Here is a 15366-nt window from a genome sequence, read left to right on the forward strand (position 1 = left end):
GCAGTCGAGCGCCCATAAAAAAACCGGAGCGCTTGCACACTCCGGCTCTTCTCGCCCCGAACCCGCCGCCGCTTAATTCTCGGTGCCGGCCCAGGACATCTCGCGCAGACGCGTACGCAGACGCGCCACCGCCTGGCTGTGCAACTGGCACACGCGCGACTCGCTCACTTCCATCACCGCGCCGATCTCGCGCAGGTTCATGCCGCGCTCGTAGTAGAGCGACATGAGCAGCTTCTCGCGCTCGGGCAGGCGTTCGATCGCTTCGACGAGCGCGCCGCGCAGGCTGTCGTCGAGCAGCGCCGAGAGCGGATCCGAGTGATCGACGCAATAGCGGTCGAGGAACGGCTCGTCCTCGGCGGAACGGTCGAAGTCTTCGTAGTAGATCAGCTGGCTGCCATGCAGGTCCTGCAGCATCGACTGATACTCGTCGAGCGGCATGCTCAGATGGTCGGCGATCTCGGTTTCGCTCGCCGAGCGTCCGAGCCGCTGCTCCACCTGATGCACGGCGCTCTCCACCTCGCGCGAGGTGCGGCGCAGGCTGCGCGGCAGCCAGTCGTTGCTGCGCAACTCGTCGAGCATCGCCCCGCGGATGCGCTGGCTCGCGTAGGTCTCGAACTGCGCGCCCTGGTCTTCCTTGTAGCGGTTGGCCGCATCCATCAGACCGATCATGCCGGCCTGGATGAGGTCGTCCAGATCCACGCTCGCAGGCATTTTCGCCACGAGCTGCAGACCCAGACGCCTGACCAGCGGCGCGTATTTCGCGAGGACATCGGCCTGCGAAATTTTTCCTTGAGCGTTATACATCATGCTCTCCTGCTTCTCTTTTCCCTTGCTGCGCCTGTCGTCCGCCGCACGTCATGCGTGCTGCGGCGCGGGGCGCTGCACGGGCGGGTCCGCCCGCCATCCGGCGTGGGCCGGCGCGGGCGCGGATGGGACGCCTGTGACGGTCGAAACGAATGATTCGGTTTGTGCTGCATGTGCCGCGTGCGCCGAGACGGCGGCGGCGGCCACGCCGGCAGGCGCGGTCTCGACGATCGGCGCGCGCGGCACGTTGGCGTGGCTCGCGGCCGCGGCGTTCATCTGCCCGGCCGAAGCCGCTGCGGCCGCGCTCGCGCGCGCCGCCTTGACTTCGGCATCCGACGACGCCACCGCTTCGGCGAAATCCGCCGCATTGGACGAGCGCGCGGACAGCGCCGGGCGCATCGGCCAATGCGGCAGTTCGGCGGCCACATGGCGGAAATCCCGCGCGGCGGCCGTCGAAGGGAAGGCGTCGACGATGCAGCGCGACAGTTGCACCGCACGCGGCATGTGCGGGTCGGCGGCCACGCACCCGGCGTTCTCGAGCGAGACCGTCAGGTAGCGGCTGGCGACGCCCGCGAGGTTGTCGAACGCGGCGTGCGCGTCGGTCGCGCTCGCCACGTGGTTCGCGAGCACGCGGAACTGGCCAATCGCGTGCGCGAAGTGCAGCCGTTTCATGCACGCGTAGGCGTCGGTGATCGCCTGCGCGGCGACGCGCATGACGATCAGCACGTCGTGCGCGTGCATCGCGAGCGGCGACAGTGCGCCGTCGGCGTCGAGCTGGGCGTCGATGAGGACGATGTCAGCCGGGCCGGTCAGCACCTTGTTCAGTTGCGCGCTGGTGTACTGCGAGCGATGCTCGCGCGAGACGGCCAGCACGCGAAAGCCGAGCGCGTGACGCCCCGCGGCTTCGTCGAGCCCCATCTCGCCGCGCATCACCGCCGCGAAGTTGCCCGCGCCGCGAATGCCGCCGAGCAGCGCGCTCACCGAGCGCGGCCCGAGACATTCGTCGATGACGAGCACGTCCTTGCCATGGCCGGTCAGCGCCGCCGCCAGATTGATCACGGCGGTCGTGCGTCCCGGCGCGCCGGGGCCGCCTGTCACCGCGATCACGCGCGAGCCTTCTCGCGCAAGCAGACGCCGCAGGCCTTCGGCCTGATCGATCACGAACTTATCCAAACCGGACCTCGGGTGCTTGCGCGTTCGAACGATTCGACAGCGCGGAGAGCAATGCAGGAATGTCGTCCTCGTGCGGCACGAACGGCGAGCGGTCGCGCGGCACGCAGAACGCGCTGCGAATCAGGAAGCGGCGCGTGGCCACGTACAGGTTCTCGGGCACCTTCTGGCCGGTCGAGACGTAGTGCACCGGCAGCTTGTAGCGCAGGACCGTGTCGAGCGTGCTGCCGAGGTTGGTCGCCTCGTCGAGCTTGGTGAGGATGCAGCCGGTGAGCGGCGAGTTGTCCGGACCGCTCTGGTAGGCCTGCACGACTTCGTTGAGCGTGTCGCCGTGGTTGGTCGCCGAGAGCAGCAGAAGGCGCCGCACCGGACGGCCCGCGCCGCAGAGCATGGCGATCTGGTCGGCCACGGCGCGGTCGCGCTGGCTCATGCCGATCGTGTCGATCAGCACGATGTGCTTGTTCTTGAGTTCGGTGAGCGCGAGTTGCAGATCCGCGCCGTCGCGCACCGCGTGCACGGACACACCGAGGATCTTGCCGAAGATGCGCAGTTGCTCGTGGCCGCCGATCCGGTAGCTGTCGGTCGTGAGCAGCGCAACCTTGCTCGCGCCGAAGCGCATCACGCAGCGCGCGGCGAGCTTGGCCGTGGTCGTGGTCTTGCCGACGCCCGTCGGGCCCATCAGCGCGAACACGCCGCCGCGCTCCATCAGCGCTTCTTCGTCTTCCAGCACGGGAAGATTCGATTCGAGCACCGACTGGAGCCATTCCATGCCGGCTTCCTCGGTCTCCACGTCCGGCAGGCGCTCGATCATCATCTTGACGAGCTGCGCCGAAAAACCGGCCGCGAAAAGCTGTTTGGTGAGCGCGCCCTGCACCGGGCTGCGGCGCTGGCGCTCGCCCCACAGCAGACCGGCGAACTGCTCTTCCATCATGCCGCGCATGGAGGCCAGTTCGTTCATCACCGTTTCGTTGACCACCTGCTCGATGCGCGCGCGAATCGCTTCGCTGACGGTCGCCGCCGTGGCGGACGACTTCGCGCCGTCTTCGTCGGGCGCGGGACCGGCGGCGTCGGCGCTCTGGCCGATGCTGCGGGCCGCGCGGCGAGCCGCGACGTGGGCGGCCTTGAGCGCCCAGTCGGGCTGCGTGGCGTCGACGTCGGCGGGATGCACGGGATCGGCGGTCGTGCCGAAGCCGCGCGCCATCGCGGCGGCGGGCGTGAGGCCCGGCGTGCGCGTGTCCTGGCCGTTCTGCTGGCTGGCGATGCGACGCGCGTGGTCGATCAGCCAGGGATTCGTTTCGGCCATCGTGCGCGGCGCGCCCGACTCCTGGAACGACTGCGGGAACGACTGCGACACCGCCTGTTCGAGCAGCGACGCGGCGTCGCGCGCCGACGTCTGGCTCGCAGCGGGCGCGGCCTTCAGCGTGCCGAAGGGCTGCGTGGCCTGCTGCGACTGCATGGCTTGCGCGGTCGGCGGCATCGTCGATTGCTGGGCGTGCTGGCCGGCGGCCGCCCGCGACGCGGCGAACGGCTGCGCCGGGACTTCGGGCGCGTCGTTCGGAGCGGTCCTGGCTTGGATCGATTGCGCGAGCGAGACGCCTGCGTCGTCGCCGTTATCGGCGTCGGCGTGCTCGTCGGCGGCGGCTGCGGCAGCGGGGTCCGCGCCGACTTCCGGGCTCGCGCCGAACACCGACGAGAACACGTCCGGCACGCCGCTCGCGTAGGGATTGCCCGACACAGGCGTCGACGACGCAGCCGCAGGCAGCGCGAGACGCGCCGGCTTCTGCGCGAACGCGCCGCCGTTCTGCGACGGCGCACCGCCTTGCGACGACGAACCACCAAAGGGCAAACCGCCGAACGCCGCACCGAGGGCCGCTGCACCCGCCGCACCTTCCGCAGGCGCGATCGCCGCGAGGTCGCTGTCGGCGAGCGCGACGATCTCGACGCTGCCGTCGTCGAGCGTGCGGTTCGACAGCACGACGGCGTCCGCACCCAGCGCCTCGCGCACGAGGCGCAAAGCGTCGCGGCTATTGCCACCGATGAATTTGCGAATGTTCAAGCTATGCCCCTGATTGAGGTGAGCGGCCTGGCGCCGCCGGTCGATTGCACTGGATCACTGCGAGCCGCGCGTCGCGCATGCCCTTCTCCGATGTTGGAATTATTTCGAAGGTGAGCCTTCTACGATCGGTGGATCAGGACGGGGAAATGTGGGCAATTCGGGGGATGGGCCGCGGGCGCGGCGCACGGCGGGGTGCGCGGTGCATCGGACGACGGCGGTCGAGGGGGCGAGCGCGGCGTCGAGCGCGCGCCGAACGTGGCGAGAAGCTTGCCGACTCGCAGCGGGGGCGTCGCCGCACGGATGGATCGACCAAATAAGCGACTAACCATTTGACCTATAATCTGGTCGATTGATCGGCGTCACTAGGCGCCGGGAGCATTTTATTCGCCGCGCTTCAGGAGTCCGTACGATGGAAAGCATTCTGGCAAGAGCCTCGATAGGTATCAGCGAACTGAAGATGAATCCCATGGCTGCAATCGAGAAAGCCGACGGCCCCGTCGCCATCCTCAACCGCAACAAGCCGGTGGCCTACCTGATCCCCGCGAGCGAGTGGGAAGCCATCTGCGACCGGCTCGAAGACATCGAGCTGGCCGAACTCGTCCGCTCACGCAGCGGCGACGAAATCGTGAGCGTCAAGCTTGACGATCTATGACCTGAAGTTCTTCAAGTCCGCGCTCAAGGAATGGCAGCATCTCGACGCCACCGTGCGCGAGCAGTTCCGCAAGAAACTGGCGGAGCGTCTGCGCGCGCCGCACGTTGAATCGGCGCGTCTCGCCGGGCTGCCGGATTGCTACAAGATCAAGCTCGTGGCCTCGGGCTACCGGCTCGTGTATCGCGTGATAGAGGGCGAACTCGTCGTGCTCGTGATTGCCGTCGGCAGGCGTGAAGCGCGCGAGGCGTACCGCAAGGCGCATACGCGTCTGCGCTGAACCGCAGCCATGACGCAAAAAAGCCCGCCAGAAACCTCCCGGCGGGCTTTCCAGAAATTCACTGCAAACTCACCCTCAGTTCGTCCCCACCACGTTCACCACGCGCACGTTGCGCGTATCGGGCACCTCGGCATACGAGAGCACCTTGAGCTGCGGCAAGCTGCGGCGCAGGAAGCGCGAGAGCATCGGACGCAGCGCATGCTGCACCAGCAGCACCGGCGACAAGCCCATCGCCTGCTGACGCTGCATCGCCGCTTCGGTCTGCGTAAGCAGCGTGTGCGCGAGGCCCGGTTCCAGGCCCGGATTCGGGCCCGAGGTCAGCGTCTGCGAGAGCACGCGCTCCAGATTCGCATCGAGCCCCATCACCTGCATGTCGCCGCTGCCCGGGAACCACTGCTGTGTGATCGCGCGGCCCAGCGAGATGCGCACCGCCGCCGTGAGATCGTGCGCGTCGGTCAAGCGCGGCGTGTGCTCGGAAAGCGATTCCATGATCGTGCGCATGTCGCGGATTGGCACGCCTTCTTCCAGCAGGTTCTGCAGCACTTTCTGCAGCGTCGTGATCGACAGCACCTTCGGCACGAGGTCGTCCACGAGCGACGGCGTGTCCTTCTGCACGCGTTCGAGCAGCGACTGCACTTCGCGGCGGCCGAGCAGTTCGGCGGCATGCGTCACCACGAGGTGGTTCAGGTGAGTCGCCACCACGGTGCTCGAATCGACCACCGTGTAGCCGAACACCTGCGCCTGTTCGCGCATGTTCGAATCGATCCAGATGGCGGGCAGCCCGAACGCCGGATCGGTGGTCGGCATGCCCGGCAGCACCGCGCTCACCTGACCCGGATTGATCGCGAGCCACTGGCCCGGGAACGCCTCGCCGGTGCCCACTTCCACGCCCTTGAGCGCGATGCGGTAAGCGTTCGGACGCAGTTCCAGGTTGTCGCGAATATGAATGACCGGCGGCAGGAAACCGATTTCCTGCGCGAACTTCTTGCGGATGCTCTTGATGCGCTTGAGCAGTTCGCCGTCGGTGTTCTTGTCGACGAGCGGAATGATGCGATAGCCCACTTCGAGACCGAGCGTATCGATGAGCGTGACGTCGTCCCAGCTCGCCTCGGTGTTCTCGACCGGCGCGACGGCGGCCGGCGCGATATCCGCGAGCACGCTGCTCGCCTTCTTCGCCTCGGCGGCCTTCTTCATCACGCGGCCAAGCTGGATCGCGCCGCCGCCCAGCAGCAAGAACGCGAAGTGCGGCATGCCCGGAATCAGGCCCATCATCAGGATGATCGAACCCGTGATCAACAGCACGCGCGGATTCGTGAAGAGCTGGCCGGTCAGCTGCGTGCCGATGTCTTCGTTGGTCGCCACGCGCGAGACGATCACGCCGGCGGCCGTCGAGATCACGAGCGACGGGATCTGCGCGACGAGACCGTCACCGATCGTCAGCAGCGTGTAGGTCTCGCCCGCCGCCGCGAACGGCATGCCGTGCTGCACCACGCCGACGATCAGGCCGCCGATGATGTTGATCGCCATGATCAGCAGACCGGCGATCGCATCGCCGCGCACGAACTTGCTCGCACCGTCCATCGAGCCGTAGAACTCGGCTTCCTGGGCGATTTCCGTACGGCGCTTGCGGGCGGCTTCTTCGTTGATGAGACCGGCGTTCAGATCGGCGTCGATCGCCATCTGCTTGCCGGGCATCGCGTCGAGCGTGAAGCGCGCCGACACTTCCGCGATACGGCCCGCGCCCTTCGTGATCACCATGAAGTTGATCACCATCAGGATCACGAACACCACGATACCCACGGCGAAGTTGCCGCCGACGAGGAAGTGGCCGAACGACTCGATCACCTGACCGGCCGCGCCGGGGCCGGTGTGGCCTTCGAGCAGCACGACGCGCGTGGACGCCACGTTCAGCGACAGGCGCAGCAGCGTGGAGAACAGCAGCACGCTCGGGAACGCCGCGAAATCGAGCGGCTTCATGGTGTACATGCTGACGAGCAGCACCATCACCGAAAGCGCGATATTGAAGGTGAACAGCAGATCCAGCAGGAACGGCGGCAACGGCAGGATCATCATGCCGAGGATCATGCAGATCAGGATCGGCCCTGCCAGCGCGCGCAGATTCGTGCTTTGCAGCACCTCCGGGCGCCGCGACAGGAAACCGGTGCGGGCGTTCATTCTGTTGCTCCTTCATTGCCGCCGCGCGCGGTGTCGGCGCGGCCTGCGGGGTTCGATGCGGTGGTGTTGGCGTTGCGCGCGGCGTCGGCGGCTGCGCGATCCTCGGGCGAGAGCGCGTCGTCGGCCTCTTCGGCGGCGTCGTCGTCGCTCACGGCGCCCTTGTCGAGGTCGGCCGGCACGTCGAGATCGGTCGGCGCCATCGGCACGTCGCCGCCGTGTTCGCGGAAGCGTTTGAGCTGATAGACCCACGCGAGCACCTGCGCGACCGCGCCGTAGAGCGGGCCGGGAATCTCGCGGTTCAGATCGACGTTGTAATAGAGCGCGCGCGCCAGCGGCGGCGCTTCGAGCAGCGGCACATTGTGCTCGGTGGCCAGGTCGCGGATGCGCGCGGCCACGAGGTTAACGCCCTTGGCGATGACCTTCGGGGCGCGCATTTCGCCGTCGGTGTACTGGATCGCGACCGCGAAGTGCGTCGGGTTGGTCACCACCACGTCGGCCTTCGGAATCTGCGCCATCATGCGGCGGCGCGCCATCGCGCGCTGCTGCTGGCGAATGCGGCCCTTCACGTGCGGATCGCCTTCGTTCTCGCGATGCTCGCGCTTCACTTCTTCCTTCGTCATGCGCAGCTTGCGGTGATACGACCAGAGCTGATACGGCACGTCGAGGGCGGCCACCACGAACATACCCGCGACGGTCGTGCCGCAGCACACGGCGATCAGGTGAAACGCATCGGCGAACGCGCGCGGCGCGGGCTGCATCGCGAGGCCGAGAATCTCGTCGCGGCGATTCCAGACGGCCGAGCCGCCGATCGCGCCGACCATGATCGTCTTCACCATCGACATGCCGAGCTGGATCGGACCGTTGATCGAGAAGATGCGGCCGAGACCCGAAATCGGGTTCAGCCGGTCGAACTTCAATTCGAGCGACTTGGTGGAAAAGAGCCAGCCGCCGAGCGCCATCGGCGCGAGCAGCGCGGCCGCGCCCGTGAGCGCGAGCACCGGGAACAGCGCCATCAAGCCCTCGCGCGAGGCCACGCCGGCGCCCGTGAGCATGCGTTTGGTTTCGAAAGCGCTGTCGTGGTTGAACGTCAGCGCGCCGCGCAGCATCGCCTGCAAATGCTCGCCGATCGTGCCCGACAGCAGCCAGATGCCGAAGAATCCCGCCGACAGCAACGCGAACGTGGAAAGCTCCCGCGAACGCGCAACCTGCCCCTCCTCACGCGCCTTTTCGAGGCGCTTGGGAGTGGCTGATTCGGTTTTTTCGAGGTCGCTGTCCTCTGCCACGGATGCTCCGGTCGGCGCCGCGCGCGGTCCGCCACCCCAACGGTGACGGCGCACAGCCTTTTTCAGTGAGAGCGATTATTGCCGCGCGGAGCAAGCGGCGATTGGCGGAGTAAGGCGGTGAAACCGGGGTATTTCGCCGGATGGGCGGCCGGAACCGGCGCGGGAAGGCGCGCGGGCGGGTTTAGCGCGGGTTTGACGCGGGCGTGGTGGGTCGTCGCAATAATGAGGGAATGAACGAAAACGCCTCACGCCGCGTGGGGGCGGCGCGAGGCATTCGGGCATTCGGGCATTCGGGCATTCGGGCATTCAGGGCGCTCAGAACGCGAAGTAAGGCGTCTGCGTGCCGCCGGTGGCGGTCTGGTCGTATCCGTAATAGACGTAGCGGCCGTAGAAGAACGGCAGACCGAGGTCGAGGTTCGCGTTCGAGCCGAACTCGCCCGCGAGATCGTTCGCGACGAAATTGCTGCCGCTGCCGAGCAGGACCTGGGCGCTCACCACGTTGAAGTTCACGGTCGCCGACTTGTTGTTGAGATCGGTCAGCGTCGCCGAGAGCGCGAGCGGCGTGGACGGGCAATAGAAGGTGCCGAGATTGCCGCCGCACTGCGCGATCGAGCTGTCGTTGAAGAACAGGCCGTTCGAACCCGAATCGAGGAACGCCGCGAGCGAGCGCCCCTTGTAGTTGCCGACGACATCGCCCCACTGGTCGGTCGCGAAGCTCTGGCTGGCGCTCATCGTGTTGTTCGACTGCGTGCCGATGCCGAACACCAGCGTGCCGGTCGCGCTGGCCTGGCCCGTCTGCGACACGGGGGCCATCTGCAGGATCACGCCGTTGTTGTCGGTCGCGAAGTGCGCGACGGGATTGGCGACCTGCGCGCTGGTCGCGACCGCGACGGTGCTGCAATTGGTGCCGCCCGGGCAACTGTAGTAGCTGCTGCTGTTGCTGATGTTGGTCGCGCAGCGCGAGCCGCAATCCCACGGCGCCACGCCGATGCCGATCAGCCCGTTCGCGCCCAGATCCTGCGTCGAGTTCTGCGAACTGCCGTAGCTCGCGCAGGCTTGCGGCACGCTGCTCGTGCTGAGGTCGCCGATCACCTGGATCGCAATGTTGCTGGCTTTTTCGCCGCCGATCGTCACGTCGGCGTTGCGCACCGTGCCCCACGTGTAGCCGTCGGCGAACGCCGTGCACTCGGCGAGCGTGCCGCCCGAGGACGCGGTCGTGAGCGGCAGCGCGCTCGTCATCGTGTTGTTGAGCGCGGAAGCGGCGATGCGCAGCCCGTACGACGCCGTATCGACCTGAACGTTGTTGATGGTCTGGCAGGTGCTCGTGCCGGCCGCGCACACCGTCACGCTGATGGTGGGAATGTTCGGCATGTTGCCGGTGATGCCGGCATTGACCGTGACGCCCACGGTATTGGCGGCGCCGACGGCGATGGGCTGCTGCGTGGGGCCGGCGGGCAGTTGCGAGGTGTTGCCGGCGCTGCTGCTGCTCGAGTTGCTGTCCGATCCGCCGCCGCCGCCGCAGGCCGCGAGGTCCGCCGCGAGCGCGAAACACGCGGCCAGCAACGCGCCGCGGACGATGACGGGACTTTCGCGCAGGGCGCGTCCGACTGCCTTGGAGATGCCGATGGTGTACACGCGTCGTCTCCCGTTCGTCATTGAATGTCGGAGGCGCTGACGCCCGACGGCAGCGCCTGCGGCAGCCACGCCTCGCCCGAGAACGCGCCCATGTGGCCGCCCGAATGGACCACGAGCGCGCTGCTGTCGACCGCGCCCGGCCCGCGCACGCCCGCCGCGCGATTGGCCTTCACGCCGGCGACATATTGCGGAAAGTAGCTGCCGAGCAGCGAGGCGAGGTCGGGCGGCTGCGGCCCGTTCCACGCGACGCCGAACACCGTGCCCGCCGACGAAAGATACTCGCGCACGACGGTGCCGTTGGCGAGCGTGGTTTCGCGCACCGTGTAGGCCGACGTACCGGAAGTCGTCGAGGTGGTGGACGCCGCCGCGGCGCTCGCCAGCACAGCCTGCCGCTTCACGGCGGACACGGCCGTATTCGCGGCGCTGGGCGCGCCGACGGTCGCGCCGGCCGGCGTGGCCATGGGCGCGCCGCCGAGCGCGGCGCTGGCCGGCTGGGCAACACACAGCACACCCGCCGCGCAGACGAGCGCTGCCATGGCGTGTTGCAGTGTGCCAAAAACCGTTAATGCGGAATGGGAATGCGAAGCGGAAGCCGAATTCGCGGTCGGCTTGAACCCGGACTTAAGCCCGCGTTGAAAAACCGAAGAACAAACAGACAGACGCGAGCCGGACGAACCGGCACGGCGGGTCGCGGCGGATGCGACGGACGAGGCTTGCGGATACAAGGCGGCCCTCCCTTTCTCTCGGTGGCACGCTCCCGCCTGTGGCGCGACGTCCCGGCCGAAAAGTCGAGCAGTCGAACCGGGGCGACGGCAAAACGGGAAGCGGCTGGCTGCGCTGTCTGACTCCACCGCGACACGCGCCGCGGCGGGACAACAGCGTTCGTTGTCTAGTATGCCTGTCGAAGATTACACACGACAGATGGCTGTTTGGCCAGACGCAGCCATGTTGCGGCGCAGCGCGCCGACATGGTCTCGTGCATGGCGGCGGGCGTTCCCCACCTCACCGCCGCGTCCGGCTGCCTGTGTATTCCGTTCTGTTGCGCCAGCCCTGCTTTCCCGCTTGTTCCGATTTGTTCAGCCTGTACTGCCTGTCCTTCCTGCCCCGGCTTAGAAACCGAGGCTTGCGAGCAGATCGTCGACCTGCGCCTGGTCCTGCACGACGTCGGTCTTGCCTTCCGGATTGATCTGCGGGCCGTTGAGCAGGCCTTCCGGGCTGCCCGTGCTGCTAGCCTGCGCCTCCGCCAGCAGCGCGGCCGTGGCCGCGAACTGCTCGCGCCGCTCGGGCGCGATGTTCTCGACCAGCACCGTCAGCAGTTGCTGCTCGATCACATAGACCACGTCCATGATCTTCTTGATCACCTGGCCGGTCAGATCCTGGAAATCCTGCGCGAGCATGATTTCGAGCAGTTGCTGATTCGTCGCCGTGGTGACTTGCGGCACGCCGTCGAGGAACTGGCGCGTGTCGTCCATCAGCGAGCGGACTTCCTCGCGGCCGATCGGCGCGTCGTACCAGGTCGCCCAGCGCGACGACAGCACCTTGGCGTCGGCTTCGACCTGTTCCTGCATCGGTTTGGCGACCTCGATGGCCGACAACACGCGCTCGGCGGCCTGCTCCGTCATGTTGGCGACGTAGCGCAGCCGGTCCCGCGCGTCGGGCACCGCTTCGGCGGCGCGCTCCACGTGCTTGTCGAGACCGAGCTCGCGCATCGAATCGCGCAACGTGCGCGTCAGCTGGCCGATGCGCGCGAGGATGCGGTCCGTCGCGAGATCGCCCGACTCCGCAGCGCCGTCGTGCGCCGCATCAATGGGCTCGTTCACGTCAGCTCCCGGTCTTCGCCATCTTTTCGAGAATCTTGTTGAGCTTCTCGTCGAGCGTCGCAGCCGTGAACGGCTTGACGACGTAGCCGCTCGCGCCAGCCTGGGCCGCGGCGATGATGTTTTCCTTCTTCGACTCGGCCGTCACCATCAGCACCGGCAGGTGCGACAGCGAAGCGTCGGCGCGGATTTCCTTGAGCATCGCGAGGCCGTCGAGGTTCGGCATGTTCCAGTCGGAAATCACGAACTCGTAGTTGCCGCCGCGCAGGCGCGCGAGGCCCGCTGCGCCGTCTTCGGCTTCGTCGACGTTCGCATAGCCCAGTTCCTTGAGCAGGTTGCGGACGATCCGGCGCATCGTCGGAAAGTCGTCCACCACCAGAATCTTCATTCCCTTGTCCATCTCGGTTCCATTCCTCCAGGCTAAAACCTGGGCAATTATCCAGACAAGCGCGACGCCTATCCAGATAAATTAATCGTGATCGATCGTGTAAGCCTTATAAAGCCACACGATCTCTCGTAAAAGTACGCGCCCGGTGCGGGCGGGCATATTACACGCGCTGGACGCGATCGCCCATCGAAGCGAGACGCGTCATCACGCGGCGGCTCATGTCGGCGAGCGAAGCGACCTCGTCGGCGGCCCCGAGTGCGATGGCTTCGCGCGGCATGCCGAACACGATGCAGCTCGCCTCGTCCTGCGCGAGCGTGAACGCGCCGGCCTTGCGCATTTCCAGCAGACCGGCCGCGCCGTCGCGGCCCATGCCGGTCAGAATCACGCCGATCGCGTTCTTGCCCGCGTGCTGCGCGGCCGAGCGGAACAGCACGTCCACCGACGGACGATGCCGGTTCACCGGCGGGTCGTCGGACAGATGCGCGATGTAGTTCGCACCGCTACGCGCGAGCAGCAGATGCGCGTGACCCGGCGCGATGTAGGCGTGGCCGGGCAGCACGCGTTCGCCGTGCTCCGCTTCCTTCACGGTGATGCGGCACAGCCCGTTCAGGCGCTGCGCGAACGACTTCGTGAAACCGGGCGGCATGTGCTGCGCGATCAGCACCGCGGGCGCGTCGGGCGGCAGCGGTTGCAGCACTTCGCGGATCGCCTCGGTACCGCCCGTCGACGCGCCGACGATGATCAGCTTTTCGGTCGACACGAGCGGATTGTTGATCATCGGCGCGGCGGCGGCCGGGGCGTGCGCGGCGCCATGCGCGGCGACCGGATGACCGGCGGCCGGCGCGGCGTGGACACGTGCGGGCGCGGCCGGACGCACGCGGGCGCGGGCGGCGGCGCGCACCTTGTCGGCGAGCTTTTCGGCGTAGTCGAGCATGCCGTCGCGGATACCGACCTTCGGCTTGGTCACGAAATCGACCGCGCCCAGTTCCAGCGCGCGCAGCGTGATTTCATTGCCGCGCTCGGTCAGCGACGAGACCATCACGACCGGCATCGGGCGCAGGCGCATGAGCTTCTCGAGGAAGTCGAGACCATCCATGCGCGGCATTTCCACGTCGAGCGTGAGCACGTCGGGGTTGTGCTGCTTGATCAGCTCGCGCGCCACGAGCGGGTCGGGCGCGGTCGCGACGACGGTCATATCCGGCTGACTGTTGATGATCTCCGTCATCAGGCTGCGGATCAGCGCCGAATCGTCGACGCAGAGAACCTTGATTTTTTGCACAGCGTTCACGCCTCCTCTACTGTCCGGGCGTTGTCATGACCGGGAAGCCGCGTGGCCGGGGTCGAGCCCGCGCCGAACAGCTCGACGCGCGGCCGCGCCGGCTGCGGCGTGGATGTTGAAAAGTGGTTGCCGGCAGCGCCGCCCGCCGCGCCAGGCGCGCCCGGGCGCGCCGCGCCATTGAGTCCGAACAGCTCGACGCGGGCGCGCGCGCGTGCAAGACGCTCGGCGCGCGCTTCGGCCGTCTGCTGGGCGAGCGCCTGTTCGCGCTCGGCCACGCCCGTGTCCTGCGACAGACGCAGCTTCTTGACCATCACCTGACCCGTGCGCGGCAAAAACGCGACCTTGCGCGGATGCGAGCCCTGCAGATCCTCGGCGACGATGCGGATGCTTTCCGTCGCCAGATAACGGCGCACGAACGCGGCGTTGCGGTCGCCGATATTCATCGTCGTCATGCCCGCCAGCACGGCCGCGCCGCCGAACACCTTGGCTTCGAAGCGCTCGCGGCGGCCGCCTGCCTTGATCAGTTCGTTGATCAGCACTTCCATCGCGTAGGCGCCGTAGCGCATCGCGTCGGAGCCCACGGGCGCGGTGCCCGCGTCGGCGCCGTCGTCGGGGAGCATGAAGTGATTCATGCCGCCGATGCCCGCGGTGCGGTCCTGGATGCAGGCCGCCACGCACGAACCGAGCACGGTGACGAGCACCATGTCTTCGTTCGTGGTGAAGAATTCGTTCGGCAGCAGCTTCACGCCGGGGCGCTGGAAGTGCGCGTCGAAGTAGCGATTGGTCGCGATCGGCAGGCGTGTGCTCATACGCTCGCTCCTGCTTCGGACTTCGCGGGCGCTTTCGCGCTGCCGGTCGCGCTGCTTGCCGTGCTACCCGTCGCGCTTGCGGCGGACGTCGCCGCGCCGCGTCCACGCGTGAGTTCGTAGACGGTCTGGCCGCGCAGGCGGAAGGCCTGCGTCACGTAGGTGAAGTTCTCCGAATGCCCCGCGAACAGCAGGCCGTCCGGCTTCATCAGCGGCTCGAAGCGCGTGAGCACCTGCGCCTGGGTCGGCTTGTCGAAGTAGATCATCACGTTGCGGCAGAAGATCGCGTCGAAGTTCTGGCGCAGGCCGTAGTCCGCGTCGGTGAGATTGAGCTGCTCGAACTTGATCATCTGACGCAGTTCCGGGCGCACCTTCACGAGGCCCGCATGCGAGCCCGTGCCCTTCAGGAAGAAGCGCTTCAGACGTTCGGGCGTGAGGTGCTTGACCTGGTCGTAGGCGTAGACGCCCGCGTCCGCTTTCGCGAGCACCTGGGTGTCCAGATCGGTGGCCAGCACGCGCGCCTCGCGGGCGGCGCGGTCGCCGAGCGCCTCGATCAGCGTCATCGCGATCGAGTACGGTTCCTCGCCCGTCGACGCCGCCGAGCACCACACCGAAACCGGCTGCGGGCGGCGCTTCACGAAATCCGCGAGGATCGGGAAGTGATGCGCCTCGCGGAAGAACGCCGTGAGGTTGGTCGTGAGCGCGTTGGTGAACGCTTCCCACTCGCCCGCGTCGTTGCGCTTTTCGAGTTCGTCGAGATACTCGCGGAAGCTGTCGAGACCGAGCGCGCGCAGACGCCGCGCGAGTCGGCTGTAGGCCATGTCGCGCTTGTGGTCCGAGAGCGAAATGCCCGCGCGGCGATGGATCAACGAGCGGATGCGCTCGAAGTCCGCCGTCGTGAAGTCGAAGTCGCGCGCGGCGCCTTCGCCCGATGCGCCGGACGCGAGACGCGTTGCGTCGCCACGCTCGCCGCGATCGGCCTGGGTAGTGCTTCCGGTGCGGGAAAACCGCAGCGACTTCATGA

Annotated in this window: 13 protein-coding genes and 1 pseudogene; 2 read left to right on the plus strand and 12 right to left on the minus strand. The window is 67.4% G+C overall.

Annotated features, from left to right (window positions below; all coding sequences use genetic code 11):
- Positions 1 to 72: 72 nt before the first annotated feature.
- The 3 genes and pseudogenes from G5S35_RS14055 to flhF form a co-directional block, all read right to left on the minus strand.
- The gene (locus G5S35_RS14055) at positions 73 to 804 is read right to left on the minus strand and encodes an RNA polymerase sigma factor FliA (protein WP_065065662.1); all 732 of its coding nucleotides are present in this window, start codon (positions 802 to 804) and stop codon (positions 73 to 75) included.
- 390 nt (positions 805 to 1194) lie between these two features.
- Positions 1195 to 1977 (minus strand): annotated as a pseudogene (locus G5S35_RS14060) (MinD/ParA family ATP-binding protein); the annotation flags it as partial.
- A complete protein-coding gene (gene flhF / locus G5S35_RS14065; protein ID WP_065065610.1) occupies positions 1970 to 4030 on the minus strand; it encodes a flagellar biosynthesis GTPase FlhF in 2061 nt (686 codons plus the stop codon). The pseudogene G5S35_RS14060 and the gene flhF, both read right to left, overlap by 8 nt.
- Before the next feature lie 409 nt (positions 4031 to 4439).
- Between flhF and G5S35_RS14070 the strand changes: the two genes are divergently transcribed.
- Both G5S35_RS14070 and G5S35_RS14075 read left to right on the plus strand, forming a co-directional pair.
- Positions 4440 to 4682 (plus strand): type II toxin-antitoxin system Phd/YefM family antitoxin, encoded by a 243-nt coding sequence (locus tag G5S35_RS14070; RefSeq protein ID WP_074982803.1) that lies wholly within the window; start codon positions 4440 to 4442, stop codon positions 4680 to 4682.
- Positions 4669 to 4959 (plus strand): type II toxin-antitoxin system RelE family toxin, encoded by a 291-nt coding sequence (locus G5S35_RS14075; protein WP_065065608.1) that lies wholly within the window; start codon positions 4669 to 4671, stop codon positions 4957 to 4959. Before G5S35_RS14070 ends, G5S35_RS14075 begins: the two co-directional genes overlap by 14 nt.
- Positions 4960 to 5034: 75 nt before the next feature.
- Here the strand turns inward: G5S35_RS14075 and flhA are convergent, their stop codons facing one another.
- The 9 genes from flhA to G5S35_RS14120 all read right to left on the minus strand — a co-directional run bounded on the left by flhA (position 5035) and on the right by G5S35_RS14120 (position 15364).
- On the minus strand, positions 5035 to 7134 hold the full coding sequence (flhA, locus tag G5S35_RS14080) for a flagellar biosynthesis protein FlhA (RefSeq protein WP_065065607.1): 2100 nt from the start codon (positions 7132 to 7134) through the stop codon (positions 5035 to 5037).
- The gene (gene flhB / locus G5S35_RS14085; protein WP_065065661.1) at positions 7131 to 8417 is read right to left on the minus strand and encodes a flagellar biosynthesis protein FlhB; all 1287 of its coding nucleotides are present in this window, start codon (positions 8415 to 8417) and stop codon (positions 7131 to 7133) included. The genes flhA and flhB overlap by 4 nt, the downstream gene beginning before the upstream one ends.
- 315 nt (positions 8418 to 8732) lie before the next feature.
- A complete protein-coding gene (locus G5S35_RS14090) occupies positions 8733 to 10052 on the minus strand; it encodes a DUF3443 domain-containing protein (protein ID WP_237181297.1) in 1320 nt (439 codons plus the stop codon).
- 17 nt (positions 10053 to 10069) lie between these two features.
- The gene (locus G5S35_RS14095) at positions 10070 to 10588 is read right to left on the minus strand and encodes a DUF2844 domain-containing protein (RefSeq protein ID WP_124262288.1); all 519 of its coding nucleotides are present in this window, start codon (positions 10586 to 10588) and stop codon (positions 10070 to 10072) included.
- Between the two features lie 573 nt (positions 10589 to 11161).
- Positions 11162 to 11872: a protein phosphatase CheZ gene (gene cheZ / locus G5S35_RS14100; protein WP_065065605.1), complete on the minus strand. Its 711-nt coding sequence runs from the start codon at positions 11870 to 11872 to the stop codon at positions 11162 to 11164.
- Between the two features lies 1 nt (position 11873).
- Entirely contained in the window at positions 11874 to 12269 is a 396-nt protein-coding gene (gene cheY, locus G5S35_RS14105) for a chemotaxis response regulator CheY (RefSeq protein ID WP_065065604.1), read from the minus strand.
- Between the two features lie 148 nt (positions 12270 to 12417).
- Positions 12418 to 13536 (minus strand): protein-glutamate methylesterase/protein-glutamine glutaminase, encoded by a 1119-nt coding sequence (locus G5S35_RS14110; protein WP_183038852.1) that lies wholly within the window; start codon positions 13534 to 13536, stop codon positions 12418 to 12420.
- Positions 13537 to 13541: 5 nt separating this feature from the next.
- Positions 13542 to 14345, minus strand: a complete 804-nt coding sequence (cheD, locus tag G5S35_RS14115; protein WP_065065603.1) for a chemoreceptor glutamine deamidase CheD — start codon at positions 14343 to 14345, stop codon at positions 13542 to 13544.
- Positions 14342 to 15364 carry a CheR family methyltransferase gene (locus G5S35_RS14120; RefSeq protein ID WP_074982805.1) on the minus strand — a complete coding sequence of 341 codons (1023 nt, stop codon included), beginning with the start codon at positions 15362 to 15364 and terminating at the stop codon, positions 14342 to 14344. Before G5S35_RS14120 ends, cheD begins: the two co-directional genes overlap by 4 nt.
- Between the last annotated feature and the right edge of the window lie 2 nt (positions 15365 to 15366).

Origin of the sequence: Paraburkholderia tropica (assembly GCF_014171495.1) — a bacterium.
GTDB classification, from domain to species: Bacteria; Pseudomonadota; Gammaproteobacteria; order Burkholderiales; family Burkholderiaceae; genus Paraburkholderia; species Paraburkholderia tropica.

Bases quoted from the DNA above. Each gene is read 5' to 3' on its own strand.
- cheD (WP_065065603.1), bottom strand. From the start codon at position 14,345: ATGAGCACACGCCTGCCGATCGCGACCAATCGCTACTTCGACGCGCAC.
- cheY (WP_065065604.1), bottom strand. From the start codon at position 12,269: ATGGACAAGGGAATGAAGATTCTGGTGGTGGACGACTTTCCGACGATG.
- G5S35_RS14070 (WP_074982803.1), top strand. From the start codon at position 4,440: ATGGAAAGCATTCTGGCAAGAGCCTCGATAGGTATCAGCGAACTGAAG.
- G5S35_RS14120 (WP_074982805.1), bottom strand. From the start codon at position 15,364: ATGAAGTCGCTGCGGTTTTCCCGCACCGGAAGCACTACCCAGGCCGAT.
- G5S35_RS14095 (WP_124262288.1), bottom strand. From the start codon at position 10,588: ATGGCAGCGCTCGTCTGCGCGGCGGGTGTGCTGTGTGTTGCCCAGCCG.
- flhA (WP_065065607.1), bottom strand. From the start codon at position 7,134: ATGAACGCCCGCACCGGTTTCCTGTCGCGGCGCCCGGAGGTGCTGCAA.
- G5S35_RS14055 (WP_065065662.1), bottom strand. From the start codon at position 804: ATGTATAACGCTCAAGGAAAAATTTCGCAGGCCGATGTCCTCGCGAAA.